27 protein-coding genes, 2 tRNA genes and 1 pseudogene are annotated in these 24372 nt (G+C 54.0%); 18 read left to right on the top strand and 12 right to left on the bottom strand.

Annotated elements, in window-relative coordinates; all coding sequences use genetic code 11:
- Positions 1–20 precede the first annotated feature (20 nt).
- Together cas1 and cas4 are read right to left on the bottom strand one after the other, a co-directional pair.
- On the bottom strand, positions 21–962 hold the full coding sequence (gene cas1 / locus SH678x_RS02905) for a CRISPR-associated endonuclease Cas1 (RefSeq protein ID WP_496921382.1): 942 nt from the start codon (positions 960–962) through the stop codon (positions 21–23).
- Positions 963–1096: 134 nt separating this feature from the next.
- Positions 1097–1723, bottom strand: a pseudogene (gene cas4 / locus SH678x_RS02910) (CRISPR-associated protein Cas4); the annotation flags it as partial.
- Between the two features lie 177 nt (positions 1724–1900).
- Between cas4 and SH678x_RS02915 the strand changes: the two are divergent.
- The 4 genes from SH678x_RS02915 to SH678x_RS02930 all read left to right on the top strand — a co-directional run bounded on the left by SH678x_RS02915 (position 1901) and on the right by SH678x_RS02930 (position 5110).
- Positions 1901–2884 carry a DUF932 domain-containing protein gene (locus tag SH678x_RS02915; protein ID WP_496921383.1) on the top strand — a complete coding sequence of 328 codons (984 nt, stop codon included), beginning with the start codon at positions 1901–1903 and terminating at the stop codon, positions 2882–2884.
- Between the two features lie 80 nt (positions 2885–2964).
- Complete coding sequence (locus SH678x_RS02920) at positions 2965–3468, top strand: hypothetical protein (RefSeq protein ID WP_496921384.1); 504 nt, start codon at positions 2965–2967, stop codon at positions 3466–3468.
- 32 nt (positions 3469–3500) lie between these two features.
- Entirely contained in the window at positions 3501–4346 is an 846-nt protein-coding gene (locus SH678x_RS02925; RefSeq protein ID WP_496921385.1) for a RecB family exonuclease, read from the top strand.
- Positions 4347–4453: 107 nt separating this feature from the next.
- Positions 4454–5110: a hypothetical protein gene (locus SH678x_RS02930; protein WP_496921386.1), complete on the top strand. Its 657-nt coding sequence runs from the start codon at positions 4454–4456 to the stop codon at positions 5108–5110.
- Positions 5111–5216: 106 nt separating this feature from the next.
- On the opposite strand, the gene SH678x_RS02935 is transcribed toward SH678x_RS02930, so the two are convergent.
- On the bottom strand, positions 5217–6794 hold the full coding sequence (locus SH678x_RS02935; RefSeq protein WP_496921387.1) for a sodium:solute symporter family transporter: 1578 nt from the start codon (positions 6792–6794) through the stop codon (positions 5217–5219).
- Positions 6795–6973: 179 nt separating this feature from the next.
- Here SH678x_RS02935 and SH678x_RS02940 point away from each other — a divergent pair, with 179 nt between their 5' ends.
- The 5 genes from SH678x_RS02940 to SH678x_RS02960 all read left to right on the top strand — a co-directional run bounded on the left by SH678x_RS02940 (position 6974) and on the right by SH678x_RS02960 (position 11104).
- Complete coding sequence (locus tag SH678x_RS02940) at positions 6974–7216, top strand: hypothetical protein (protein ID WP_496921388.1); 243 nt, start codon at positions 6974–6976, stop codon at positions 7214–7216.
- Positions 7217–7439: 223 nt separating this feature from the next.
- The gene (locus tag SH678x_RS02945; RefSeq protein ID WP_496921389.1) at positions 7440–8405 is read left to right on the top strand and encodes a helix-turn-helix transcriptional regulator; all 966 of its coding nucleotides are present in this window, start codon (positions 7440–7442) and stop codon (positions 8403–8405) included.
- A gap of 300 nt (positions 8406–8705) precedes the next feature.
- A complete protein-coding gene (locus SH678x_RS02950; RefSeq protein WP_496921390.1) occupies positions 8706–9098 on the top strand; it encodes a hypothetical protein in 393 nt (130 codons plus the stop codon).
- Between the two features lie 96 nt (positions 9099–9194).
- A complete protein-coding gene (locus SH678x_RS02955; RefSeq protein WP_496921391.1) occupies positions 9195–9413 on the top strand; it encodes a hypothetical protein in 219 nt (72 codons plus the stop codon).
- A gap of 386 nt (positions 9414–9799) precedes the next feature.
- Complete coding sequence (locus SH678x_RS02960; RefSeq protein WP_496921392.1) at positions 9800–11104, top strand: MBL fold metallo-hydrolase; 1305 nt, start codon at positions 9800–9802, stop codon at positions 11102–11104.
- A 16-nt stretch (positions 11105–11120) separates the two neighbouring features.
- On the opposite strand, the gene SH678x_RS02965 is transcribed toward SH678x_RS02960, so the two are convergent.
- The gene (locus SH678x_RS02965) at positions 11121–11921 is read right to left on the bottom strand and encodes a hypothetical protein (protein ID WP_496921393.1); all 801 of its coding nucleotides are present in this window, start codon (positions 11919–11921) and stop codon (positions 11121–11123) included.
- 261 nt (positions 11922–12182) lie between these two features.
- On the opposite strand from SH678x_RS02965, the gene SH678x_RS02970 reads away from it, so the two are divergent.
- Positions 12183–12575 (top strand): hypothetical protein, encoded by a 393-nt coding sequence (locus tag SH678x_RS02970; protein WP_496921394.1) that lies wholly within the window; start codon positions 12183–12185, stop codon positions 12573–12575.
- Positions 12576–12894: 319 nt separating this feature from the next.
- The gene (locus tag SH678x_RS02975) at positions 12895–13308 is read left to right on the top strand and encodes a helix-turn-helix domain-containing protein (RefSeq protein ID WP_496923053.1); all 414 of its coding nucleotides are present in this window, start codon (positions 12895–12897) and stop codon (positions 13306–13308) included.
- Positions 13309–13334: 26 nt separating this feature from the next.
- Here the strand turns inward: SH678x_RS02975 and SH678x_RS02980 are convergent, their stop codons facing one another.
- Entirely contained in the window at positions 13335–14381 is a 1047-nt protein-coding gene (locus SH678x_RS02980) for a tyrosine-type recombinase/integrase (protein ID WP_496921395.1), read from the bottom strand.
- A 188-nt stretch (positions 14382–14569) separates the two neighbouring features.
- Positions 14570–14643, bottom strand: a tRNA-Arg gene (locus tag SH678x_RS02985).
- 192 nt (positions 14644–14835) lie between these two features.
- Between SH678x_RS02985 and SH678x_RS02990 the strand changes: the two genes are divergently transcribed.
- Positions 14836–15555, top strand: a complete 720-nt coding sequence (locus SH678x_RS02990) for a uracil-DNA glycosylase family protein (RefSeq protein WP_496921396.1) — start codon at positions 14836–14838, stop codon at positions 15553–15555.
- A 54-nt stretch (positions 15556–15609) separates the two neighbouring features.
- Here SH678x_RS02990 and SH678x_RS02995 read toward each other — a convergent pair whose 3' ends face one another.
- Both SH678x_RS02995 and SH678x_RS03000 read right to left on the bottom strand, forming a co-directional pair.
- Entirely contained in the window at positions 15610–15954 is a 345-nt protein-coding gene (locus SH678x_RS02995; RefSeq protein ID WP_496921397.1) for a histidine triad nucleotide-binding protein, read from the bottom strand.
- Positions 15951–16226 carry a Trm112 family protein gene (locus SH678x_RS03000; RefSeq protein ID WP_496921398.1) on the bottom strand — a complete coding sequence of 92 codons (276 nt, stop codon included), beginning with the start codon at positions 16224–16226 and terminating at the stop codon, positions 15951–15953. Before SH678x_RS03000 ends, SH678x_RS02995 begins: the two co-directional genes overlap by 4 nt.
- Before the next feature lie 264 nt (positions 16227–16490).
- On the opposite strand from SH678x_RS03000, the gene SH678x_RS03005 reads away from it, so the two are divergent.
- Entirely contained in the window at positions 16491–17336 is an 846-nt protein-coding gene (locus SH678x_RS03005; protein WP_496921399.1) for a hypothetical protein, read from the top strand.
- 148 nt (positions 17337–17484) lie between these two features.
- On the opposite strand, the gene SH678x_RS03010 is transcribed toward SH678x_RS03005, so the two are convergent.
- Complete coding sequence (locus SH678x_RS03010) at positions 17485–17781, bottom strand: hypothetical protein (RefSeq protein WP_496921400.1); 297 nt, start codon at positions 17779–17781, stop codon at positions 17485–17487.
- A 345-nt stretch (positions 17782–18126) separates the two neighbouring features.
- Between SH678x_RS03010 and SH678x_RS03015 the strand changes: the two genes are divergently transcribed.
- From SH678x_RS03015 to SH678x_RS03025, 3 genes are all read left to right on the top strand, one after another.
- Positions 18127–18209 (top strand) — tRNA-Ser (locus tag SH678x_RS03015).
- Positions 18200–18718, top strand: coding sequence for a ribose 5-phosphate isomerase B (gene rpiB / locus SH678x_RS03020; RefSeq protein ID WP_496921401.1), 519 nt, complete (start codon positions 18200–18202; stop codon positions 18716–18718). Before SH678x_RS03015 ends, rpiB begins: the two co-directional genes overlap by 10 nt.
- 6 nt (positions 18719–18724) lie before the next feature.
- On the top strand, positions 18725–19339 hold the full coding sequence (locus tag SH678x_RS03025; RefSeq protein WP_496921402.1) for an HAD family hydrolase: 615 nt from the start codon (positions 18725–18727) through the stop codon (positions 19337–19339).
- A gap of 61 nt (positions 19340–19400) precedes the next feature.
- Here SH678x_RS03025 and SH678x_RS03030 read toward each other — a convergent pair whose 3' ends face one another.
- From SH678x_RS03030 to SH678x_RS03040, 3 genes are all read right to left on the bottom strand, one after another.
- Positions 19401–19910, bottom strand: coding sequence for a methylated-DNA--[protein]-cysteine S-methyltransferase (locus SH678x_RS03030; RefSeq protein WP_496921403.1), 510 nt, complete (start codon positions 19908–19910; stop codon positions 19401–19403).
- 18 nt (positions 19911–19928) lie between these two features.
- The gene (locus tag SH678x_RS03035) at positions 19929–20612 is read right to left on the bottom strand and encodes a 3-keto-disaccharide hydrolase (protein WP_496921404.1); all 684 of its coding nucleotides are present in this window, start codon (positions 20610–20612) and stop codon (positions 19929–19931) included.
- 77 nt (positions 20613–20689) lie between these two features.
- Entirely contained in the window at positions 20690–21031 is a 342-nt protein-coding gene (locus tag SH678x_RS03040; RefSeq protein ID WP_496921405.1) for a nuclear transport factor 2 family protein, read from the bottom strand.
- 150 nt (positions 21032–21181) lie between these two features.
- Here SH678x_RS03040 and SH678x_RS03045 point away from each other — a divergent pair, with 150 nt between their 5' ends.
- Both SH678x_RS03045 and SH678x_RS03050 read left to right on the top strand, forming a co-directional pair.
- Entirely contained in the window at positions 21182–21535 is a 354-nt protein-coding gene (locus SH678x_RS03045) for a winged helix-turn-helix transcriptional regulator (RefSeq protein ID WP_496921406.1), read from the top strand.
- A 118-nt stretch (positions 21536–21653) separates the two neighbouring features.
- Positions 21654–24368: a PAS domain-containing protein gene (locus SH678x_RS03050; RefSeq protein WP_496921407.1), complete on the top strand. Its 2715-nt coding sequence runs from the start codon at positions 21654–21656 to the stop codon at positions 24366–24368.
- Positions 24369–24372: the final 4 nt, after the last annotated feature.

Consider the following 24372-nt stretch of genomic DNA (forward strand, 5'->3'; position numbering starts at 1 on the left):
ACAGGGGTCGGGGATCAAGGCTAACGAGTGGTGAGGAATGACAAGTTAGGGATCTCGCCATTGATCCAGGCGGCGATCATTCGGGCATGCAAAATCAACATTCTGCGATAACTGAGTTTGTAACCGAACACAGGGTGCGTGATCTCTTCGCTCATGCGCCGGCCGTAGATTCCGAAAAAGGCTTTACGCCCGTCATCGGTGAGCAAGCATCCCGCTGCGGTTCGTCGAAAGTGACCTTCGCGCAATTCACCACGGTTAAACGCCGCGATGGTGAGAGAATCAGCAATCAGTGGACGGAACGGTTCCATAAGATCGAGCGCCAGGGCAGGGCGGCCGGGTCGTGATACATGAAACGCCCCGATGGACGGCTCCAAACGAGCCGTTCGCAACGCGGCGACACATTCATGGGTGAGCATAGAATAAGCGAGTGAAAGACAAGCATTGATAGGATCAGGAGGAGGGCGGCGTTGCCGGCCATTCTCGTCGAACTCACGGCCAGTGTCGCCCTTGAGCATGCCGGCAAAGTGAGCAAAGTAAAGTGCCGCAGCTTGGCCCTCGTGGCCGCGTAGTGAATCGATGGATGCCGCCTTCTCGGCAGCACTGGCTTGACCCGCCAATTGCGAAGCGAAAAGCGTGGGCAGGGAACTAAAGTTCCGCATGAGCAGTGTGCGCTGATTGCGAATCTTGGCCGTGACAAGTGCTCGGGTGAGTTCCGTACATTTCTCTGGCTGATCGGACACACGAACTTGATTGCGGCGGGTGTCGGCACTCACCGAATCGAGCGGGTCGATCATGGCCACCAGACGTCCCGCGGCAGAAAGTAGGGCGACCGGCACGCCACGATCCGCGAAGGTGTGCAACGCTTGTGTTGAAATCTGCACGGAACCCAACAATGAAAGACTCTCGACGCTGGCCAGTGGTATGTCTTTACCCTTCGAGCCGTTGGCTTCAGTGATTTGCATCGCTGATCCACACCGATACGCGTGCCGCTGGATTGCACCACAAGATGAATGCCATCGTCGCGGGGAGGCCAAAGCTTACGGGGCGAGAGATCGACTTGCTCACGTTCGACATTGATTTCGTCAGGGAGGCAGATCGATTGGAGCGAACAGCGTGGGCAACGGGGATCGTTGACCAAGGGCAGTGGACGAGTACCCGCCGCACAGTTTTTAGCATCTGACAAAACCGCTAACGCTTCAGCCCGCAATGCATCGTCGACCACCACATCCAACCGTTGCTTGCTAGAGGCATAATACAGGACGGCGTTGCGAACAACGTAACCCGCCTCTTCCAAAAGAATTGTTTGCAAGCCAACTTGCACTCGATCCGTCGGCCAGGGTTCATATTCAGCAGGGTGAGATTTACCGTTGCCGTTGGCCTCGGCATAGAGCGCATGAGGACGGCCCTTGCGATATTCGACGGGCACTGCTTCGCTGCCATTCTTTTCGGCAAGGTCAAGCGTGGCGGTCAAACCTAGCGATCGTGAAGTGAGCGTGAGGCTGCGAACGGTTTGAGGCTCGTCGTCATCAGAGTCATTTGAATTGCTGGGAGCATCAACACGACGATGTACACGCTGCCCTTCTTCCGTGTCGTCGCTTTTGAGATGAATTCCTTCGACCTCCATGTAGTAAAAGAGGCGAGGGCAGTAAGCATATTCCGCGATATTACGTGTAGGCCAAAGATATTCGTCCACAATGGCTTCCTCAAAGTAAGGAAAAGCCATCCTTGGTATCAAATCGAATCCCTAGCAAATAGGGTAAACAAGTTCATGGCTAATTGCCACAAAATTCTTGGACCCGCTCAAGATGCTGCTCAACATACCGCCAATGCCTCAAAAACGTGGTTCTTTTGGGTATATCTTAGTAATCAACAGTACTGGTTTCACACTTGAGAACTAAGTATGCCCCACGAACTTGCGACAACCAACGGCCGAACGGCCATGATGTATTTTGGTGACACACCCTGGCACGGTCTTGGCACCCAACTGAACGAACCAGCCACCGCCGCCGAAGCCATCGGCAAAGCCGGGCTCAATTTTGGCGTGACTTTGAAGCCGCTCCAAACTTTCGAGGGCATCAAAGTCCCTCAACGACAAGCCGTTGTGAGAACCGATACTAATGCTGTCTTGGGCGTGGTCGGCAATAGCTACCAGCCAGTTCAGAATCATCAATGCTTTGGATTTCTGGATGCCATCGTAGCCGACGGCGAACTGAGATACCACACGGCGGGAGCTCTGGGCCGAGGAGAAAGAATCTGGATGCTCGCCAAACTCCCCGGTGAAATCCGCATCAAAGACTCCGAAGATGTGACCGAGAAGTTTCTCTTGCTCCACAACAGTCACGACGGAACTTCTTCGCTCAGAGTTTTCTTCACACCGATTCGTGTGGTCTGTGCGAATACCTTAGCGATGGCGGAAACACGTAGCCGTGGTAGTGGTGTCTCCATCGCCCATAAAGGGAATTTGACCAGCAAGATCGCCGAAGCTCAGGAAATTCTCGGTTTCGCCAAACGGTTCTACGATGATGCCGAAGAGAAGATCAACCGACTAGCCAGCTTTTATCCCTCTCGACTACTGTTGGAAGACTATTTTTATAGTCTCTACCCAGATTCCGATGATGCCAATCGGCTACGAGCACGAAACATTCGTAGAGAATTATTTCGCCTGTTCGAGTACGGTCGTGGCCAAGAAATCTCTGAAACCAAACTCACCGCTTGGTCGGCCTTCAATGCGGTGACCGAGTTCGTCGACCATCACCGCCAAACTCGTGGTAAATCTTATTACGATCGGGCTAGTGCTCGCCTGAAATCGGCCTGGTTTGGCTCCGGGGCCAAGCTCAAGGGCGAGGCCTGGAAAAACGCCTTGGCGATGAGCTCTTTAAATTGACGCACACCAGCGTCATCGCCTGTTCCTACGAGTATTTGTAGGAGACATCCAACCTCCATCCATTCACGGAAAAAATTACCATGCTCAAAATCAATATCGGTCTCAGCCGCAAACTCTCCGAGAATTTCAATTCCCATGGCTTTAGCCTCAACTTGGAAGGAGAAGTCGGCGTCGACCTCAGGGATACCGACACCGTCATCGAACGCATCCAGGAATATTACGACCTGGCTGATGAAGCCCTGAATCGGCAGATCGAACGATATGAAAGCGAGACGGCCATCGCCACTCATGACGAAGACCCCATCCCCGCCAAAAAACCAGCGGCCGAGTTGCCAGCTCCACGTCGAGCCCCGGTCAACCGGTTGCCCGCGAATGGGAGTACGACCGGCGAACCGGCCACCAACAAGCAAATTCAGTTCTTGTTAAATCTCAGCAAGCGACAAGGTCTCTCCAAAGTCGAACTTGAAGGACGCATCGCCGAGCAATTCGGCCGTAAGTTGAATGTCTACGACCTCACCAAGAAGGAAGCAGGCCTGGTGCTCGACTCGCTCATGGCCGATGCCACGACCGGAACGCGGTCCTAGTTCGTCACTCAAGTCACCTGCAGGGAGGAACTATGGCTATCGATCGCTTCCACTGGAGTTTTTCGGCGATCAATCAGTATTTGCGGTGCCCGCTGCAATACTATTTTGAAAGAGTGTTGCGGCTGCCTCAACTGCGGGTATCAAGCGATCTGGTGCTGGGAAGTGCGATCCACGAAGCGTTGGCATTTTATCATCGCAAAGTTCAGCTGAAGGGGGCCACAAATCTCAGAGAACTTGAAAGCCTGTTGGAGGCAGCTTGGCGTACTCGGGAGGCACGCCAGGGGTTGCTCTTCAAGCGAGGTCAATCACGCGAATCGCAACTCGCCCTGGGCAAAGCACTATTGGCGACCTATCTGCGGCATCCCGCCCCGGAGAACATCGTCGCCGTGGAACGAACGTTTCTCGTGCCGCTCCAGAATCAACAGGGCGAGTATCTCGAAACTCCCTTGGTGGCGGTCATCGATTTGTTGACGGAAACTGAAGGAAGTCTCGTCGTCCACGAATTTAAGACCGCGAGTCGATCCTATTCTCAAGGCGAGGTCGACAGTTCGCTCCAAGCCACCTGCTACAGTCAGGCGATCAGCGAAGAGTTTGGCACTAGTCCCCAAGTCGAATATGCGATCCTCGTGAAAACGAAAATGCCGCGACTAAAGCAGATTTCGACGGTACGAACGGAGGCGGAACGAAGAAGATTAGGAGACTTGGTGGCGGTCGTCGAACAAGGTGTCACCCATAAAGTTTTCTATCCCATCGAGTCTCCGCTCAATTGCACGAACTGCTCTTATCGCAGTGAGTGTCGGCAGTGGCAGGCACCGAAGCCGGCTATGGAAAGTCCCATCCACCAACTCAATGGAAATGGTCGATGCTTACCGAACTAGGGGGGAAGGGGGGACGGGTTTGTCAGCCCGCCTTGGATGGGACCCTGCGATGTCCGCTCATTATTCGTCCCAACAGCGAAGATGCGATTACCGGGAATTTATTCGGCGTGTTGCAAGCGATTGCGCCGAGGTATTGGTTGCCTCAGCTTTTAAATGCCGGATTGGGAACCCAAAGATATCGGACACAGGTTTATCGCAATCTCCGGATCGAACTGTGGCAACGTCAGCCACAGATGCCGAAGCATCTCTTGCCCTGGACAGAAGGCTCGACGGAAGTCGATGTGGTGATCAAATGGGAGAATCCGCCGACAACAATCTTTCTGGAAATGAAATACCGCTCCGAACTCTCGGAGACCACGACTCACAATGTTGGTAGCAAAGGCTATCCGTCCGACCAATTGATTCGCAATATTCGAGTTGGTCTGTACCAATCTGGTTGGTATGACGAACACAAACTGTTTGAGATGTCGAAGCGGGATTTTGTGGTGCTGTTGGTGAGTCCGCAACCGCAGAAGGAAATCGTCGAAAAATATCGACACCCGCAACAATTAAAAGACTCTATTCCGCATGGTGAATTGCTCACCGAACTGCCCAGAAGACCGTTTGTGGGGCAGCTGAGTTATCAGCAGATCCTCGATGTTCTTCATGAGCAATCCCTAAGCATGAATTGGAATGAGAGGAAGTTGGTTGAGCAGCTAGAAAAATACTTGAAATTCAAGCTTATAAATCCTGTTATCACGAACCTCTCGTCATGCGATAGATAAACCTCCGTGTTCTGCTTCCCAATGTGGACGCGGGTGATGCGGGCAGGTCAGCCAGCCCCACGCTTCACACAAGGCTACCAGTTCAATGAATTCAGTGTGAATCGAATTAGGTTTCAACACGGTGACGCCCGGCAAGTAGCCGTGCGCAGGCGAGCCCAACCACAAACACGACCAGTGTGGCCACAACCGTGATCATGTTGGCATGGAGTGATAATCGCAGACCAGCAGGGAGTGCCAGCCAGTCGGGGAACGACAGCCCGGCGGTCACCAAGATTCCCGCCAACACCCCAATGGCCGCCGCCAACTGTGGCAAACCGTGCGCGATCAGGCTCAACAAGAACAAGCCCAAGAGTCCGCCCGAGAACGCGCCGGTCAGCACCCAGTAGGCATCGAGGATGCTTTTCACGCCGATCATGGCGAGCGCCACCCCCACGCCGGCGCAGCCCATCAGCCAAGTGCCGGCGTGCAACACAATCATGGCTTCGCGTTCGCCGCAGGCAGGTCGCAAGTGGCGTTTGTAAATGTCCAGATAAATGACCGTCGCCGAGCTATTGAGCGAAGTATCGATGCTGCTCATCGCGGCGGCGAAAATCGCCGCCACCAGCAACCCCGTCATGCCATCGGGAAGTTTACGTAAAATAAAGTGTGGTACCACGCGATCGCCGATTTCAGTTTGCTCCAGTTCAGTCACCACGGCGGCGAGACTGTCGGGGGTAATTTCCTGACCTTGGCTTACCAACCGCTCCGTGGCCATTTGCGTTTGCAAGTCGCTGAGCAGCGCGGGATGGGTTTGATAGTAGGCATACGAGGCCGTGCCGATAGCGAGAAACACGAGCGAAAGCGGCACATAAACAAGCGACCCCAGCCAGAGGCTACGCACGGCGTCGCGCGTGCTGCTGGCGGCTTGGTAACGTTGCACGTAACCTTGGTCGATGCCAAAATTCTTCGTGTTCTCGCACAGCCCATACAAGAGCGGTATCCACAGGGCGGTGCTGCCCAGCGCCAAATCGAACTCGGTGCCGCCTAGCGAAAACTTCTCTGCTTGGCTCGCCAGCGAGATCGCTTCGGCCGGACCGCCAGGCATGTCAAGCAACATAAAAAGTAGCATCAGGATGGCCCCGGCAATGAGCACGATGCACTGGACCACGTCTGTCCAAATAACAGCCTCAATGCCACCCAAGGCCGTGTACAGTGTCACGGCCACGCCCGATCCCACAATGATTTGCCATTGCGACCAACCCGTGAGAGTAACCATAACCAACGAGATGGCGGCATAGATGGCCCCCGTGCGGGCAAGCTGAGTGAGCAAGTAGCAGATCACGCCGTAGGTTCGCGCCCAAGATCCAAAACGATCTTCGAGACGTTGATAGGCCGAGCCACCTTGCTGATTGCGGTACATCGGCACGAAGTAACGGGCGGCGATCCCGGCGGCCAAGAGCAGAGTCAGCGAGAACCACAGATAGTCCCAATTGCTGGCGTACGCCCGCGCGGGAACCAGAATAAAGGTGTTGCTCGACAGGTACGTGCCAAGAATGGAGAGCCCAATGGCCCACGCCGGCAGCGTACCGCCGGCGGTCATGAAGTCGGTGGACGTGAGACTGGACCGCACAAACCAACAGCCAAGCCCCACAACCCCCACGAAGTAGGCCGCGATCACGACAAGATCAAGTGTGGCAAGTTGCATCGGCCCAATTCGGCTAACAGACAGGCGCTGTTTTGGGGATCAAACCGCCGAGAGCCATCAGAATTAACTGACGTTCTCCCCATTTCTTGGTCCATGCGGGCAGGTGAAGGGGGCAGGTCAGATTTAAGTTTTACTTGGGTAATTAGTGAGTACAAATTGACACCCACAAGGAGCCACGCATGCCCACCAAACAAACCAAGTCCAAAGCCGCCCCTGTTCACGAAGTCCGCATCGGCGGCATCAAAGCCGCGATCTGGGAAAATGAAACCTCAGTCGGCACTCGTCACAATGTCACCGTCACCCGCCTCTACAAGGACGCCGACGAATGGAAGCAGACCGAAAGTTTCGGACGAGATGATCTCTTAAATCTCGCCAAAGTCGTGGATCAGGCTCATTCCTGGATTTTTGAGCAAGCTGCCTGACCCACAGCTGTCAGTAGCGGTTGTCACACTCAGAGTGCCCTTAACGAACGGTCGTTGGGGGCATTTTTTAGTTCCGCTGAATCGAGCTTGAGAAATCCATTTGGCCAAGAAATCCAAGGCAACGAAGGCAACCAAGCGATCGATTCCACCCGGACGGTCAACACCCGTGCCGAGTCGACCCGACCGCGATCGTCGAGCGAGGCAACATGCTCGGATCGCCAGGGTGTTACAAATCTTGAGTCTCATTCAGTCACGCGGACGTTGGAATAGTCGAGCGATTGCCCAAGAACTTGAATGTTCCGAAAGAACCGTGTATCGAGATTTGGAAGTCTTGGAATTTGCCGGAGTGCCATGGTATTTCGACGATACCGATCAGTGTTATCGAGTCCGGCCTGATTTTCGGTTTCCAACCTTGAGTCTCACTGAGGAAGAAGCGGCCGGGCAAGCTGTCGCCACGACCCTCTCAACAGCTGCCGGACTCAGTTCCTCGCAAGGTGCGGCAGCCACCACACGCAAGCTTACATCCTCTGCTTCAGCCGCCGTCCAACAAACACTCACCGATGCGATGCGGCTCATCGAAATCTTTGACCTAAAACTTGTCGATCACAGCCGCCATCAAGAGATCATCAAGACGGCTCAAAACGCCCTGTTGCACGGGCGACAACTGATCGGCAACTATGAGAGTCCGTACGAAGAACGATCCCAACGGATTCAACTGCATCCCTATCGCTTGTGCCTCATCAAGAATGCGTGGTACCTGATCGGTCATCGCTCAGGTGAAACGGAACCGAGAACATTCCGCATCGCCCGCTTTCAAACGCTGCGGTACCTCGACGAACCAGCCCAGGTGCCGGTCGATTTCAATCTCCAAGAGTATTTGGGAAATGCTTGGGCCGTCTATCGAGGCGAGCAAACGTACGAAATCGAACTCAGGTTCAAGCCCGAGGCGGCCAAGATCGTCACGGAAACCCAGTGGCACCACACACAGCGGGTCACCAAACATCGTGATGGGAGCGTCACGCTGGAATTCACGGTCGATGGTCTCGCAGAAATCCTGAATTGGCTACTCACCTGGACGGGGCGAGTCCAAATCAAGCAGCCAGCCGAATTGAAAATCCTCTTCCGCGAAAAACTGCAAGCGGGTCTCAAAGATTGCGAAGAAATGGAATCAGGGAAAGCGAGAAACTAAAAACTGTCAATCGATTCAAGCTGATCAATCCTGCCAAGAAATGAAAGCCGAGCCAATCATGGAACTTCTCATCCCCTTTGTGATCTTCAACGCGTGCCTTGTTCTTATCCAACTGCTCCGACGTAACAAGTAGCCCCGCTGAGTTTCCCATAGGAGCTAATCCCAGCTCTTAGGGGCGTCGTTGGCCCGCCCTTTCTTCTGGCGACTGACCCGCCTCTGTCAAAGAGAGGGGTTAGACTTTCCCTCAGGGTATTGAAAGAGCCGCCAGCCAATTCAAATCAGGAGTCTTCCCCCAACGCCATGGAATCTGAACCAACAATCACCGAGCCATCCCAGGAAATTATTCCCACTGAGAACACTTCGGTAAAAGTGTTAGCCCCCGAAGATATTCAGGTCGGCGATGTCGTGGCCGTGCTCTACGCCTCACGCGAGGTTCGCCAGCTGGAGTGGAATTGGATCCCAAATGCTAAATCGATGAGAGTCTCGCATATCCCCTGTGACGGAGGCACACCACAGCGGGTGGAAGCCATTTGTCTCCCCTTCGTGTTGGTCAAACATCCGAATGGACATGTGCGATCACTGGATGTGCGGATTTGTCAGATTGCTCGACTGAGTCCCACGTATGCCGACATCGCCTGGAGGGCTCATAAACGTAGGTTCAGACAGCGACGACCAGACTCCGTTCCGGAGTAGTAAATCTCGTATTGCACCGCTTTCAAGCGCTGCAGCGCGTGCGATGAGGCAGCTCACCCAGCAATATTCCAACCACAATTCCCCCTGGATGTTTCCATGAACTCTAAGACGACTCAAGCGCCATTTACACTCGTTTGCTTGGAATGTGACTCCGGCCTAGACATCCGCAGCGAGGAACAAGCGAAGGCCGCAGGCTGGACTCAGATCGATTACGCGCCGAAGCTGCCAATGGCCAACTTCGTCGGACTCTGCGCGGACTGCCAAGAGAAATATAACAATTGGCCGACGAGCGAAGAAACGATTCGTAAGGAATGAAACACATCGAATTCGAAAGTCAATGGTTCTAACTCCGCTAGCAATGGTCCAACGCTTCAATCTCACCTGGAACCCGCATGAAAAGCAATGGTTTGTCGATATTGTCTTCTGAAACTTGCCTCAAGGGAATAAGTCTTCCTTTTTCGCGCGAGCACTGACCCACCTTTGGCAATTGTAGTTGTCACAATAGTAAAAGCCTCCGAGAGACGCAGGTCCCGCTAAGGGATGGCGAGTCGGTACTATCCCGTTGGCACAGGGCCGCGAGTCATCGCCAAGCTCTGCCGACCAACAATGAAAAGGGGTCACGGCCGACATGAAGCCTAGAACCAATCTCTGCTCTCGGAGGCATTTTTCATTCTGTCACTCAAACTAACACCAGAGTCTGCATGCAACTGACAATCCATCGTGGAACCCAAGAGATTGGGGGAACCTGCATTGAGATTTCCAGTGGCAATTCGCGGATCTTGCTCGATGTCGGCTTACCGCTCTGTGACGCTCAGCGGCAACTGCTCGACTCACGGCCTTTTCAATCTTTATCAACGGAAGAACTGATTAGTGCGGGGATCATGCCGACCGTTGAAGGATTAACCGGCGGCGAACGACTTCCCGATGCTATTCTCCTGTCGCATGCCCATCTTGATCATTGTGGTCTCCTCGACCGTACGAGTCCTCAGATTCCCGTTTATGCGACCTCTGGCACCCGCAAAATGATGAAGGCCGGCAGCGTTTTTGCAAGGCAAGTCGAACTTCCCCGTGAGCGATTTTGCAAGCTTATACCTGGACAGCCCACTCAAATTGGCAATTTTCAAGTGACCGCCTACTCGGTCGATCATTCAATCTTCGGAGCCGTGGCAATTCTGGTTGAGGCGGATGGGCAATCATTGCTGTACTCGGGAGACCTAAGACTTCATGGTCGCAAGACCGGCATGGCGAAGAAACTGATCCAGGCATTCAAGAAGAAAAAACTTGATGTCCTGCTCATGGAAGGGACTCATTTAGGAAGCGACAGTAGCCAGCAAACAACCGAATATGATCTTGAGGACGAGATAACTGACCACGTGCGAAATGCACCCAGCTTGGTACTGGCAAGTTTTTCGCCCCAGCATGTCGACCGTTTGGTTGCATTTATCCGTGCCGCCATGAAAACTGGTCGAACATTCGTGGTGGATGTCTACACGGCGTTCGTGTTGCATTTAATTGTCAGCGAAACTAAGGTCCCGATCCCCGGCGGTGAAGAAAATTGGCCGGTGTTTGTCCCAGCAATACTGTGGGCAAACGAATCCAAGCAAAGAATGATCAAGGGAAAGTTTCCGCAATTTCTCCGAGCCAGAATTGAAATCGACGAAATTCTCGCCAATCCCGCCAAATATGTGATGATTTTCCGACCATCGATGTTGGAGAGCGACTTCGGTGGTAAGTTGCCAACTGGAGTCGTGTGTTTGCATTCGCGATGGGAGGGTTACTTGGATAAACCCGATGCCATGGAAATGAAGCAAGCGATCGAAGTGGCCGAGGGCCAGTTGATGCAAGTTCACGTTTCGGGGCATATTAGGTCTGAAGATAGTCTGGAGTTAATCCGAAAACTCAATCCAGGAACGGTAACTCCTGTCCACACGTTTTCACCGGAGAAACTGGCAGAACATATTCCCAATGTGCGACTTATGAAAGATCGAGAGATTTTGCAACTCTGACCTGTGGCAGTAAAAATCAACTTGCCTGGGAATAACAGCATTCCGGAAAATTGATGCTTTCCGCTTCTAGTTCTTGAGGATTTCTAAAATCACCACTAATGCTGACAAATGAAACGGGATAGTGCAAATCGCGTAACGCATCGAGAAGTTTGCGAAAAGATTGACCGGTGCAAATCAACTGTTCTATTGAAAGGCCTCGTAGACAATTTTTCCAGAAGCACTCTGGAGCTGCTGCTACAAGATGAATATCATCAAGCTTCTCCTGAAATTTGATTGTCTTGCCACCTTGCTGAATAGAACTCAGTTCACTTTTAATGAGGGGCCAGTTTTTCCGCACGGCAATTGCGTAGGCAAGTGCTTCGAGAACCATCCGAAGTGGTGTCTCGGCGGAATCGCCACCCTTTAATTCTATGACGACTGGTGTCCCATCAACTCGACAACCTAGCAAGTCTATTGGACCCCAACCATCCTTGGCTTGCTTGCTGTAGGTGGGCACTTGGTAGGCACACAAACGATACCATCCAATCTCTAAGTCCAGTTCGCCGACTTGCTCGCTACGAATGTCCCACCTTGCGAGCATTGCTCGCTCCCACAATCGCTCTCGCGATTTTTCCGAGAACTCTCTGTGTGTCCGAGACTGAATGTAAGAGGTCCGGTGTGGTACTCGATTCGCAGTGGCATTGATTGCGTCCACAAGGCAACTGCCTTCGCATAGTTGTTCAGAGTATGCTCCCATTGATGTTTTCGCTGCTCTGAGAGCTTGTTGCATAAAGAAGTGAACGTCTTTGCAGCCTATGGTTGCAGGAATATCAGACATCGCGTTAGTGCCAGGCTTGATTAAGGGATCAAAGGTCGCCTAGAAGCGTAGACTGATGCGACGCCAATAGTAGGTCGCCCTTCAATTTGGCAATCGATAGAAAGACTTGAGCCGTTGAATACGGCCTACGCCATTGCGGACCGCCGCTCACGATTACCGCCGAGGCGTTGTCAGCTCTAGGTCCATATGCTGACCCACTGTTGGCGGAGCAAGGTGTTAGAGTTCTGCAATTAGAGAACTATCTGCCAGAACCTAACTGCCATGGCCAAGAAAAAACCTCAAGCTGAAAAGCCACGGACCGACGCCGAAAGGCGGGCGAGACAGTGTGAACGCATTAGTCGTGCCTTGCGAGTGCTGCAATGCATCGCGGGACCGGGTCGCTGGGATGTGCAGGCGTTGGCAGAAGAAATAGAGTGTTCACCCCGGACGGTGCAAAGGGTGCTGCAAGTGCTGGGTTCAGCGGGAGTTCCTTACAAATTCGATCCAGAGTCGAGGGCCTACCGTGTGCCAGCGAATTTCCGATTTCCCGGCTTAGGCGACCGCAGCGAGAACCCCGGTGACCGCAATGTTCTGCCTCACGTCAGCCGCATGGTTCGAGAAACCGAAAAATTCTTGAAGGCTCTCCAGGAATTCTCCAAGTTACTTGAAGAATAGCAGCTGATTGACGAACCGGGAAACTGGGTAATCTTCCGACAGCTGTTTTTTTACTTGACACCCATTTTCAATTGCGTACGATTTGATTAACGAGCAATGATTCGTTCCGCCGAGGCCAGCCATGTTGATTCTGGCCGGAAAATTCGAGAAGTAGAGCTACGGTAGCGGAACAGTAAATTTGCCGCCTGCTGGTAATGGCAGGAGCTCTGAGTGTTGAGGCCGGCTCTCATCCTCTTAGCACACCATCAATTTGATTAAGTTCAAATTTCTAGGGTGTGCTATTTCCATGTCCAGCAATAATAAGCCTCCGTCTATTTCTATGTCTCCACTTAATCAGATCTCGAAATCCAGCCAAACCGCGGCCTCAACTTCGGCGGTGCCGACGATTTCAGAGCTTCTTACAGTCAAGGAAGCTGCCCAGGAATTGAAGCTAAGTGACAGCTGGGTTCGCCATGCGTGTAGGGATGGCACCTTGGAAGGTGCAGAGCAGTTTGGAGGTCCCAACGGCCCTTACCGAATCCCGTTGGACGCGATCCATCGCTTCAGGGAAAAATCACGAATAATTCCTCGTTCGTCACGGTCCCCACAACAGAAGCCAAAGCAACTTCGAATGTCGCGGCACTTCGACTTGTCGCGATGTCTAAATGACGAGCCAAAAGAAGGTCCGATGGCCCGCAGGGAGGGCGAGCCAAAAAAAGGTCCGAAGCCCCCAAAGGAGGCCTCGGACCAATGATCCCTCGCCAACAACCAACGAGTCGCTCATGCACTTCGACGTGGTCCACGACGCCGGTTGATTTCATTGATCGATTTGGACAGATGCTCGCGTTGTTCACGCAGGTGACCGTAAACGCGACTCACCATCGTCGTGTCTGCATGTCCCATCAGCTCGGCCACCGTCGCGGTATTGTGTCCCTCAGAGAGAGCGTGGGCAGCAAATGCATGTCGCAGCGCGTACACATACACCCTCTCTGCTATCTGCAGCTCATTACGAAGTTGGTTCAGTCGTTTCTGCACTTTATTGCCATTCCATGGACGTCCCGCTGGATCCACAAACACGTATTCCGAACTCGATCGATGATGCTCCAGGAGCTCGATCAACTTGATCATGTGCTTGCACAGGTAGATTGTTCGCGGGCGAAGCGTAGTCCCCTGGGTTTTGTGCTCGCGGATAAAAAAGCTGTCGCGACGCACCTGCTCCCATTTGAGCTGGTAAAGTTCGCTTGGTCGGGCTCCCGTCCGCTTCAACGCATAAAGCAAACACCTCAGCTCCGAGCCGGCGGCCCGACGAACCTTGAGATAGGTCGAGTCCGACATGAATTCGGCCCGCGATTCAGGACGGCCCAACTTCATGGCAGCCAAGGGGTTTTTGGCCAGGATCTGCTGTTCGACTCCCCAGTTGAGGACTCGTTTGACGATACGCCGAGCGTTGTAGAGCGTCGTCTTGCCCCAGGTTTTCTTGGTACCAAGCCATTCCGTGATGTGAATGGTTTTGAGTTCGCTCAAGAGACGCCTGCCACAATAATCGACAAGACTCTGCAGATACCACTTATGACCCTTGTAGGTTCTCAACTTCAGATTTTGGTCGGCCCAATCGAGATAGGCTTCGCAGAGCGAAGCGACGTCGGCGTCCGGCGAATCCGGGGCTTGAACCGTCGCAAGCATGAGTTCGTGATGCTTCTGCCGAGCCACCTTCTTGTTCTTGGAGTTTTCCTCAGCCTTGAGGAGTTTGAATTGCTTACCAGCAAGTGTGCACATGTAGCAACCAGTGCTACGACGATACCAAGGACCTTCTGTTGTACGACCCATGAGAAAACGACCCTCCAACCAAATCCCAAAGTGATGAAAAAACCACACACGGGCGGGTTGATCGAAAGGTCGCTCGCAGCCTGCCGTTCGTTCGAGCGGACGGTAGGCCTTTTGATTCAGTGCATAATTCAGTGCACGTCCAAAAAAGTCAAGCAAACAAAACGACGTAAGTCGTTGTGCTGCTTAAGTATCCCCGAGTGGGTTCGAACCACTAACCTTCGGCTTCGGAGGCCGACGCGCTATCCAATTGCGCCACGGGGACATTCGTTCTAAATTGTAAGGAGGGCCTTGGAGAAAAGCTGCCGCGCCCTACAATCCTACGTTTTGGCAATCCTTCATTTCAGAGTTCGTCGCGCCCTGCGAGGTTCGCGGCGTTGCTTGGCCTAGCATTGTACCGCTCGACGGCTTGGCTCGCAATCAAAGGCTACACAAGGCGATAACTCATAAGAATCGAATGACAGCGATCAACAAAGCCATTTCCGCCGCGAAACGGTTGGCCAAAGAAGTCGACGCACTCCGCTTCATCCCACCGGTGACCCATGTTTATAATCCGCTCGATTATGCATGGCGGGCCCACAAGCAGTATCTGGAAATGATGAACCCCGCTGGGGCCGAAGTCGTTTTCTTGGGAATGAACCCGGGGCCGTGGGGGATGGCGCAAACGGGCGTGCCGTTCGGACATGTCCCCACGGTGCGTGATTGGCTTGGCATCGACGCCAAGATCGATCAGCCCGAGAACATGCATCCCAAGCGACCCATCGAAGGCTTAGCGTGTGCGCGGGCGGAAGTTTCGGGTGAGCGCTTGTGGGGATTGTTTCGTGAACGGTTCAAATCGCCGCAGAAGTTTTTCCAGCGCCACTTCGTCACCAATCATTGCCCACTCGTGTTCATGGAAGAAAGCGGCCGCAATCGCACCCCCGACAAATTGAAGCCCGCTGAACGCGCAGCGATTCAAGCCATTTGCGATCGGCACTTGGCGGCATTGATTAAGGCCGTGCAACCCAAGATAGCGGTGGGTGTCGGCGCGTATGCCGAGCAAGCATTTCAACGCGTCATTGATGATGAATCAATTCAAGTGACCCGCATCTTGCACCCGAGCCCCGCGAGCCCCGCCGCAAATAAGAATTGGGCGGGGACGGTTACCAAGCAACTTGTCGAAGCGGGCGTGTGGTAGTAGTCAGTTCGCCACGCTATGCCCGGATTGCTTTGCCCTCCGGCTAGAACATGTTCAACCCGGTGGCCAATCCAACTGCCGTCCACCCAGGATATGAAAGTGCAAGTGATCGACTGATTGTCCGCCGTCCTTGCCGCAGTTGACGACAACGCGATAGCCACCCTCGGCCACGCCCAGTTCGCGGGCGACTTTCGGAATTACCATCCACATATGGCCGAGCAACGCTTCGTCTTTTTCAGAGAGTTGTTCCAGCGAGGGAATCGGCTCTCGGGGAATCACCAGCACGTGCGTGGGGGCCTTGGGCGAAACGTCGCGAAAGGCTACACACTTGTCATCTTCATAGACGATGTCCGCAGGTATTTCGTGATCGGCGATTTTTTGAAAGATCGTTTTGCTCATACGGCACCGTTGGTCTCGCGAAAGCGCGTGATATCGATGGCCTCATCGGCGAGCATCACGGGAATGCCGCCGACGATCGGATACATCAGGTCGCCCGCCGCGCGGACCATGCCGCCATCGAGCGACTTCTTGAGTTGTTGACCGCCGACGGTCGTCAAACTCCCCGTCTTAATCTCACCATTGAGGCGGGTGATCAAGGCCGAGTCGGCGAGTTTCAATTCCGAGTGATCCTGCGGGCAGCGCAAGATTTGAAGAGTCAGGGGATCGATCAACGTTGTCTCTCGTTCGCAGGCAGCAGGTGTTTGATGGCAACAGTCCCTCCATTCTAAATTTTGGCAGAGCGCCCTGCTAGCAGGCAGGAAGCGTGTTTTCCGGGAGTTTTTTGCCACTGCTAGCGAAACAGCATTTCATCGCGCGATGTCGGCTGATGAAGGCCGCCCCTTGAGGCCGATAACTTTTGCAGGAATAGCTTTCCACAAACGAGACAGGGATCGTCTCGCCGCTGTTCCTCAGGAAGTGCTCACCAGGGATGTGACATGCTTGTTCGCCGACGATTCTACGTCGCTGCTCTTATGGCGGTTTGTTGCTGCGCGTCCGCGCACGCTCAACTCACGCCGGCTCAGCCCGTGACGCCGACTCCGGGTGGACCGCAAGTCACCGAAGAAATGATCAACGGCGTGAAGCATCAGGTCACGCGCCACGTTGTCAAAACTCAGATGCCAGTGACCGTGATGCAGGATCGCCAGCAAACGGTTCACACGCCCAAAGTCAGCACCGAGACGATCACGCACAAGCAAGTTTACAGCGTGCCGGTCACTCAATACGAAGTCGTACCGGTCTTGCAGAATCGCTGGAACCCGTTTGAAGAGCCATATTACACTTACGAAACACAGCTCGTCACGCGTTATCAAGAGCAAGTGGTCGACGTGCAAATACCGGTGAGTAAAACCGAATGGGTCACCGAAACCAAAACCGTGCAGGTTCCTGTCACGGAATATCGTATGGGCGAACGCGAGATCGTCACCCGAGTGGCTTTGACCGGTGGTGAAACAGGCAAGACGTTCGCATCGACGCAACCCACGACCGCGGCCCCGGCCAGCCTCCAGCCGCTCACGCAATCGAACAACGCTATTGCCAGCCAACAACCGGCCGCGAATTATCCTGTTCAAGCTACGCAACTGCCGAATTACCCGCCAACACAACCGAGCACCGGCTACGGCCAGCAGGCCTACACCATGCCTGCCGCTTCCGTGGCGACACGACCAGCGAATGATTGGTCCGGTGGGCAGCCCAGCTACGGTGGCCAAATGTTGCAAGCCGATCCACCCAAGCAAAGTTCCGGTTGGTCGAATCTGCCAAACAACGGTTCAGGATACCGTTAAAAAGTCGTGGTGGCTTCCAGCCGCCAAAGAGATCCGAGCAACGGCTGGAAGCCATCGTTACGAAAAAAGGAGCCAATCCCGGGGGGGCTTGGCTCCTTAATTTTTTGTGCGTTCGATTGCGAGACTCAGTGAGGATTTCCGGTGCGGGTCATTCGGCGGTCGATCGACGTCGTGAACGTCTGCCCGACGTAGTGGAACTCCATTCCTTGGTCAAAGTTTCAAAGACTTCAGGCGATTCGTAGCGAACCACTCCCTTGCTTTCCGGCATCGGGCCAATCAGTCCCCGAAAAACCGGCATACCCCGCAAACTCAAGTCCGTGCTGCAATCGTCGATGCCAATCTGGGTGTGCATTTTCAGCACGGCGTCTTCGTGGCTGTAGTCGCGGGTCCGCAGTTCACCATTCTTGCCGCGTGTGATAATGCGGAAAGTTTTTTCAACCGCCATAAGTTTTCTCAATCGAAAGCTGGAGGGAATCAGGATAGTGCTGTTATCGACTTGGCGTGCTAGCAGCTGCGTTTTTTTGTCACCCCCGTGCATTCCTGGCATAGGGGGCGAAACCCGCATAACTGGACCAGCAGGAGACACCCGCAGAGTCACCGAGTGATCTACCACGAAGACACAAAGGACACGAACGATAAATGACGAAAGAGAGGCTTCGAGCGCGAGTTTCTCTTAGTGCCCTTTGTGACATTGTGGTTCAAACCCCGAGATTTTCAGTACGAATTGGATTTGACCGATCATTGCCCGAACGGCCCAGAATCAGTAAATTAATATGTTCCGTATCACGCTGGAGGGTAAGCGAATTGGCCAGCGGCTTGACTCGAAATCAAGTGTCCAGTAATGGATTGTGGGTTCGAATCCCATGCCCTCCGCTATTTCTTCTTTTGCCCGGCCAGAGCGACCGGGCAGTCTCGATGCCCGTGGGATAGCCATGCGAGTCGTTTTGGGATCAGACCACGCGGCCTTTGCTCTTAAGAGGTTGCTCGTTCCCTTTGTTGCTGAGTTGGGCCACGAAGTCGAAGACGTCGGCACCTGCGACGAATCGCCGGTGGACTATCCCGACATTGCCGATGCACTATGCCAGGCCGTGCTCGATGGCCGGGCTGAACGGGGCATCCTGCTCTGCGGCAGCGGTGTTGGCGCGTCAGTCGCCGCGAACAAAATTCCCGGCATTCGCGCCGGCCTTTGTCACGACACCTATTCCGCCCATCAAGGTGTCGAGCACGACGATGCGAATGTGCTCGTGCTGGGCGCAAGAATCATCGGCAGCGAACTCGCGCGCGAACTCATTAAAGCTTTCCTGGCAGCGAGCTTCACCAACGAAGAACGTCATCGCCGGCGGCTTGGCAAAGTCTTGGCCATCGAATCTCGTCACAAGTGAGCTGCGATGACAAAAATCTCAACTCTCTTTTGGGACGTCGGCGGCGTGCTGCTAACCAATGGCTGGGATCACGAAATACGTAACCGTGCGGCCCAACAGTTCGACTTGAACTGGGATGAGTTTCGCGAACGCCACGATCTGATCTTTCACGCGTTTGAAACGGGTCGTGTGACGCTTGATAGTTATCTCGACTGCACGGTTTTTTATCGCGAGCGAGATTTCTTACGCGACGACTTCAAAGCTTTTATGTTTAACGGCTCCGAAGTTTTGCCGGGCGGTGCATTAGAGATCTTGCGCCAGCTCGCCCAAAGTGGCCGCTATTTGATGGCCGCGCTCAATAATGAAGCCCTGGAGTTGAATGTTTATCGCATCGAACAATTTCACCTGCGCGATTATTTCAGCTTCTTTGCCAGTTCCTGCGTCGTCGGTTTGCGAAAGCCCGAGGTGGCGATTTATCGACTCGCGTTGAACCTCAGTCAGCGCAGCCCCAGCGAATGCGTGTTTATCGATGATCGGGCGCTCAACGTCGAGCGCGCCGCGGAACTGGGGATCAACGCGATTCAATTCCAATCGCCCGAACAGTTGACCGCCGATCTCGCCGCCCTCGGTGTCACGATTTAAACCGGTTGGTCATGGTTTTCCGAGGCGTCCCGACCGGGAATCTATGGTGTTCCGCTCAAAATCAAACCAACACCGCGCAGCCCTCGTGCTCGAGCAGCCATTGTTTCCGCGCCAGCCCGCCGCCATAACCCGTGAGCGCACCGCCGGCGCCGATCACGCGATGACACGGAACAACAATCCCAATCGGATTCGCTCCATTGGCCGCACCAACGGCACGACTTGCTTGCGGACGGCCGATCTCAGCGGCGAGTTGTCCATAACTCTTCGTGGTCCCCGGCGGAATCGTGCGCAGTGCTTTCCAAACGGCACGTTGAAACGGCGTCCCACCCGTGGCAACGCGAATCGAATTAAGGGCTTGGAAATCGCCAGCAAAATAAGCGTCAAGCGACATAACGATGTCGGGCAGGGCGGAACCTTGCTGCAACTCATACTTTCCGTAGTGATTGCTGAGCAACTGATGCATCCGCGATTCATAGTCAGCGAAATCAAGCGCGCGGAGTGCGCCGTCGTTATCGGTGACCAGAAGAATTTCGCCTACCGGCGACTGATAAGCACCAAGTTTGAAATGCATGGCGATTCTTCTTTCTTACTATAACTCCGTCAACTCAATCTTGCTGAACTCGACTTCCGTCCCCTCAGCTTGGATCGCGATCTGACCTTTGCTCGCCGTGCAGTCGGTCCCATCGTTCACAAGTTCGTCGTTCATGAAGACTTTGATCGTGTCGCCTTGGCATTCGATGATCATGCTGTTCCATTCCCCAACGGGATTTTCGGCATCGTCGGTCAGATTTTTGATTCGCCGCAGCTTGTCGCCGTCGGTTCCCCAGTTTTCCTTAGGCCCGCGGCGTAGCTCCATGTTGTCGACGGTGATGTCCTCGCGAATGCACCAGAAGTCGCCGGCATCGCCCGAGGCCATTTGCACTTCGAGCGATTGCGGAAACATGTCGTACAGCGCGCGGGGTTTCGATGAATGCACCAGCACGCCACAATTCCCCGGCTTGTCGACAAAGCGGTAATCGATTTCCAAGCGATAGTTTTTGTACTCCTTGTCGGTGATCAGATGGCCCCCCGGCGTGCCGAGGCTCACCAGCATCCCATCCCGCACAATGAACGGGTTCTTGGCCTGCGGGTCCTTGTCCATCTCCGGAACATCAATATGCCAGCCCGTGAGATCCTTGCCATTGAACAAACTCATCGTGCCCGAGTCCTCGGCTACGGCGATATTCATTGGCAACAACAGCAACACGGCAACTTGCAAGTAACGGCGAGTCATGATGAAGTCCTTTCCGACAAGAATGGAAAATCAGAATGGACCTATCTTACCTTAGTAATATCCTGCTCGTCATTCCCCTATCCGAGTCGGCAAGTCAGCGACGCGATTTTGTCATTCGCGATACGAAACGTATGGACGATGATCACGGGATCAGGCAAGCCCGTGCGGTCGAAATCGCCATCGACCTTCGCCGTCAGCACGATTTCGCCCGCGTCAGCCGATTTGTCGAGCACTTCCAAACTCACATTCAAGGCAAAGATGTCGGTGGTACTCCACTGACTAATCGCGTCGAGGCCACGGATTTCTCGACCTGCATCACTGACCACCGCGTCGTCGGCAAAGAGTGCCAAAAATCCTTCAGGATCAGATTCGTTAACGGTTTGGACATAGCGATCCGCCAGGGAACTTGTCTGTAACATGTGTTTAGTTACCTTTCTGATGTTAGCCGGCATCGTCCCGATGCCGTGAAACGAGAATTGTTGCCTTGAATAACCACTTTCAAAAATAAGCACGTTGATTTACAAAATAAAGTAGGTTCTTAATGGAAACCGAGTGAGCCGAGAGAAAGCATGGCAAAACGCAGCAGTCGAAAAGCGAATCCCGTTGACAACTCCCACGAGCCCCTGGCCAAATTGCTGGCGACCTTGGGAAGTCCGTGGACATTGTTGTTGCTCCACCGCTTGCACATGGAAGGCCCCAAACGCTTTGGCGAACTCAGGCGTCGGTTGGGTAAGATATCCACGAAGACCCTCACCGATCGCTTGCGAATGCTTGAAGCTGAAGGATGGATTCATCGCCACTACGAACCGACAGTCCCGCCGCAGGTGACCTATTCACTTGCCAAGCGTGTCTTGGAGCTCGATCCCGTGATGATCGAACTCGATCGCATCGCCGAACGTTGGTATAGCGGAAAGAAAAAGTAGTTCACCGCAGGATTGATAGGGATTGGCCGTTGGACGAGCAATCCCTCACCTTTGAAGCATACGGCCAGACGACTACAATACGGCGTTCAGGTGGCTCTTCGCAATCGCGAGTTTTACGTTGGCTGACATTCCGAATAATTTTGGCATCCGCACGCTGCCTCCCTCATCGGTGAAGGGGTATGCCCTTACGGTCGCCATCATGGCGGCAACGACTCTGATCCGTTGGGCGCTCGATCCTTGGTTGGGAGCGAGTGCCCCGTTCACTTTGTTTATCCTCGCCGTTATCGGCGCGACGTGGTATGGCGGTGCTCGTGCGGGATTCTTAGCCACCGTCGTCGGCTTTCTTTTGGGCTGGTGGTTTTTCCTACCCATCCGCAATTCGTTTGAAATCACCGAAGTCAGCAGCCTCATCAGCTTGATTGCCTTCTTACTGATCGGATTCTCGATCGCCGGTGTCGGGGGCGCGATGTGGATCGCCGAGCAACGCGCGATCGATGCTGAACATTACTCAAATCAACAAGCCGAGAATTTCAAAACCTTGGCCAATGGCATGCCACAGATGGCGTTTATGGCGCATCCCGACGGCGATGTCTTTTGGTACAACCAACGCTGGTACGACTACAGCGGCACGACGCTCGAACAAATGCAAGGCTGGGGCTGGCAGTCGATTCACGATCCCCAAGAGTTGCCCAAAGTCATGGAACACTGGAAGAGTTCGATTCTCACGGGCAAACCGTTCGATATGGTATTTCCACTCAAAAGTAAGGATGGCATCTTCCGGCCGTTCCTCACGCGAATATTGCCACTAGTTGATAACAAAGGCAAGGTGACACGCTGGTTTGGCACGAGCACGGATATCAGCGAAGCGAAACGTGCCGAAGAAGTCGTTCGCGAAGCTCGCTCGCGATTGGAATCAACACTCGCGGCTGGCGAGATTGGCACGTGGGAATTCGACGTCGTCAACAATGTCGTTCGTAGCGACCGTAATCTCGCTCGCATGTATGGAGTTTCGGATGAAGAAGCTGCTGGTGGTCCGCTCGAAGCCTATTCGCGCGCGATTCATGCCGATGATCGTCAGCGATTGACTGAAGCGATTAGTGCCGCGTTAGAATCGGGCAACGACTTGCAACTGGAATACCGCCTGATCGATCCCGATGGGAATATGCGTTGGGTGATTGCTCGTGGTCGCGTGGAACGTGATTCAGAAGGCAAGGCCTTGCGACTTCCTGGCGTGGTGGTCGATATCACCGAGCAACGCGAAGCCGAGCAAGCCTTGCGTGCCAGCGAAGATCAACGTCGTTTGGCGTTGGAAGCAGGTGAATTAGGTGCATGGAATATCGATCCAGTGGCCAATGTCCTAACCACGGATGAGCGTTTTCGCGCGATCTTCGGGCTTCCGGATGTAAATATCTCGTACGAGCAAGCATTTGCAATTATTCATCCCGACGACCGCGATAGAATTCGCAGAGCCGTGGAAGCAAGCACTCAACCAGAAAATCCCGTTCCGTACGTTGCGGAGTACCGCGTCATTCATCCCGATGGAGCCATCCGCTGGGTTTTTGCCAAAGGCCGTGCTAATTTTGGGTCGGTGGCATCAGGACGCAAGCTCGTAAGTTTCGATGGTACGGTTGCTGATATTACGGAACGTCACCAACTCGAAGATAATTTGCGGCAGTTGGCTTCAGACCTGTCAGATGCCAACCGCCAGAAAGATGAATTCCTGGCCACGCTGGCCCACGAGTTGCGCAATCCGCTGGCGCCGATTCGTAACAGCCTGCAAATCTTGAAAGTTGCCGAAGGCGATCCCGCGACCACGGCCGAAGCCCGCGAGATCATGGAGCGGCAAGTCGTTCACATGGTCCGCCTTGTCGACGACTTACTGGATGTCAGCCGCATCACCCGCGGCAAAGTCGATTTGCGCTTGGAGCTTGTCGATCTCGCGACGGTCATTCAACAAGCCGTTGAAACGAGTCGACCCGCGATCGAAGCCGCGCGGCAGCAGCTTACGGTCAATGTTCCCGCCGAGCCGGTGTTCGTGAACGGCGACAATGTGCGGCTCGCGCAAGTGTTCAGCAACCTGATCAACAATGCGTGCAAGTACAGTCAGTCCGGCGGCAGCATCATTGTGACCGTTGCGCGGCAAGGAAACTCGGCGGAGATTTCCTGCAAGGATACGGGGGTCGGGATTTCTGCCGAGATGCTTCCCAAAGTCTTCGACATGTTCATTCAGGGCGACAGTTCGCTCGAACGTGCCACGGGAGGCTTGGGCATCGGTTTAACTCTGGTCAAACGCCTTGTCGAATTGCACAACGGCATGGTCCGAGCAACAAGTGCCGGGCCAGGGCAGGGGAGTGAATTCATCGTTAGCCTGCCCGTGGTTGAAGCCGTGACTGTCTCGCCCGCGAAAACACCAACCAACGGTGCCGACAAACAATCAGCAGCTCAGCGAATCTTGGTCGTTGACGACAACAAAGATTCCGCACTCACACTTGCGATGCTCCTCAAAAAGCTGGGGCACGAAATTCAAACCGCGCATGATGGCCTCGCCGCCTATGAAGCCGCCGAAACTTTTCAGCCCGCGGTGGTGCTGCTCGACATTGGGCTACCGCATCTCAACGGATATGAAGTCGCCCGTAAGATTCGCCAACATCCCTGGGGCGAGTCGATGATTCTCATCGCGCTCACAGGTTGGGGACAAGACGACGACCGCCAGAAATCCGCCTCGGCAGGTTTCAATGCCCATTTGGTAAAGCCCGTCGAATTCGCGACGCTCAAAAGTTTGCTCAGCGATTTGCTCGCCGCGCACACCGAAGAATCGGCTGCGAAGAATTGAGCGA

It is taken from the genome of Bythopirellula superficialaquae (assembly GCF_059632245.1).

Bases quoted from the DNA above. Each gene is read 5' to 3' on its own strand.
- SH678x_RS03040 (WP_496921405.1), bottom strand. From the start codon at position 21,031: ATGTTACAGACAAGTTCCCTGGCGGATCGCTATGTCCAAACCGTTAAC.
- SH678x_RS02950 (WP_496921390.1), top strand. From the start codon at position 8,706: ATGGAATCTGAACCAACAATCACCGAGCCATCCCAGGAAATTATTCCC.
- SH678x_RS02940 (WP_496921388.1), top strand. From the start codon at position 6,974: ATGCCCACCAAACAAACCAAGTCCAAAGCCGCCCCTGTTCACGAAGTC.
- SH678x_RS02995 (WP_496921397.1), bottom strand. From the start codon at position 15,954: ATGAGCAAAACGATCTTTCAAAAAATCGCCGATCACGAAATACCTGCG.
- SH678x_RS02935 (WP_496921387.1), bottom strand. From the start codon at position 6,794: ATGCAACTTGCCACACTTGATCTTGTCGTGATCGCGGCCTACTTCGTG.
- SH678x_RS03045 (WP_496921406.1), top strand. From the start codon at position 21,182: ATGGCAAAACGCAGCAGTCGAAAAGCGAATCCCGTTGACAACTCCCAC.
- rpiB (WP_496921401.1), top strand. From the start codon at position 18,200: ATGCCCTCCGCTATTTCTTCTTTTGCCCGGCCAGAGCGACCGGGCAGT.
- SH678x_RS03035 (WP_496921404.1), bottom strand. From the start codon at position 20,612: ATGACTCGCCGTTACTTGCAAGTTGCCGTGTTGCTGTTGTTGCCAATG.
- cas1 (WP_496921382.1), bottom strand. From the start codon at position 962: ATGCAAATCACTGAAGCCAACGGCTCGAAGGGTAAAGACATACCACTG.
- SH678x_RS02970 (WP_496921394.1), top strand. From the start codon at position 12,183: ATGGCCAAGAAAAAACCTCAAGCTGAAAAGCCACGGACCGACGCCGAA.
- SH678x_RS02925 (WP_496921385.1), top strand. From the start codon at position 3,501: ATGGCTATCGATCGCTTCCACTGGAGTTTTTCGGCGATCAATCAGTAT.
- SH678x_RS02915 (WP_496921383.1), top strand. From the start codon at position 1,901: ATGCCCCACGAACTTGCGACAACCAACGGCCGAACGGCCATGATGTAT.
- SH678x_RS03025 (WP_496921402.1), top strand. From the start codon at position 18,725: ATGACAAAAATCTCAACTCTCTTTTGGGACGTCGGCGGCGTGCTGCTA.
- SH678x_RS02955 (WP_496921391.1), top strand. From the start codon at position 9,195: ATGAACTCTAAGACGACTCAAGCGCCATTTACACTCGTTTGCTTGGAA.
- SH678x_RS02975 (WP_496923053.1), top strand. From the start codon at position 12,895: ATGTCTCCACTTAATCAGATCTCGAAATCCAGCCAAACCGCGGCCTCA.
- SH678x_RS03030 (WP_496921403.1), bottom strand. From the start codon at position 19,910: ATGCATTTCAAACTTGGTGCTTATCAGTCGCCGGTAGGCGAAATTCTT.
- SH678x_RS03005 (WP_496921399.1), top strand. From the start codon at position 16,491: ATGCTTGTTCGCCGACGATTCTACGTCGCTGCTCTTATGGCGGTTTGT.
- SH678x_RS02965 (WP_496921393.1), bottom strand. From the start codon at position 11,921: ATGTCTGATATTCCTGCAACCATAGGCTGCAAAGACGTTCACTTCTTT.
- SH678x_RS02960 (WP_496921392.1), top strand. From the start codon at position 9,800: ATGCAACTGACAATCCATCGTGGAACCCAAGAGATTGGGGGAACCTGC.
- SH678x_RS02980 (WP_496921395.1), bottom strand. From the start codon at position 14,381: ATGGGTCGTACAACAGAAGGTCCTTGGTATCGTCGTAGCACTGGTTGC.
- SH678x_RS03010 (WP_496921400.1), bottom strand. From the start codon at position 17,781: ATGGCGGTTGAAAAAACTTTCCGCATTATCACACGCGGCAAGAATGGT.
- SH678x_RS02920 (WP_496921384.1), top strand. From the start codon at position 2,965: ATGCTCAAAATCAATATCGGTCTCAGCCGCAAACTCTCCGAGAATTTC.
- SH678x_RS02990 (WP_496921396.1), top strand. From the start codon at position 14,836: ATGACAGCGATCAACAAAGCCATTTCCGCCGCGAAACGGTTGGCCAAA.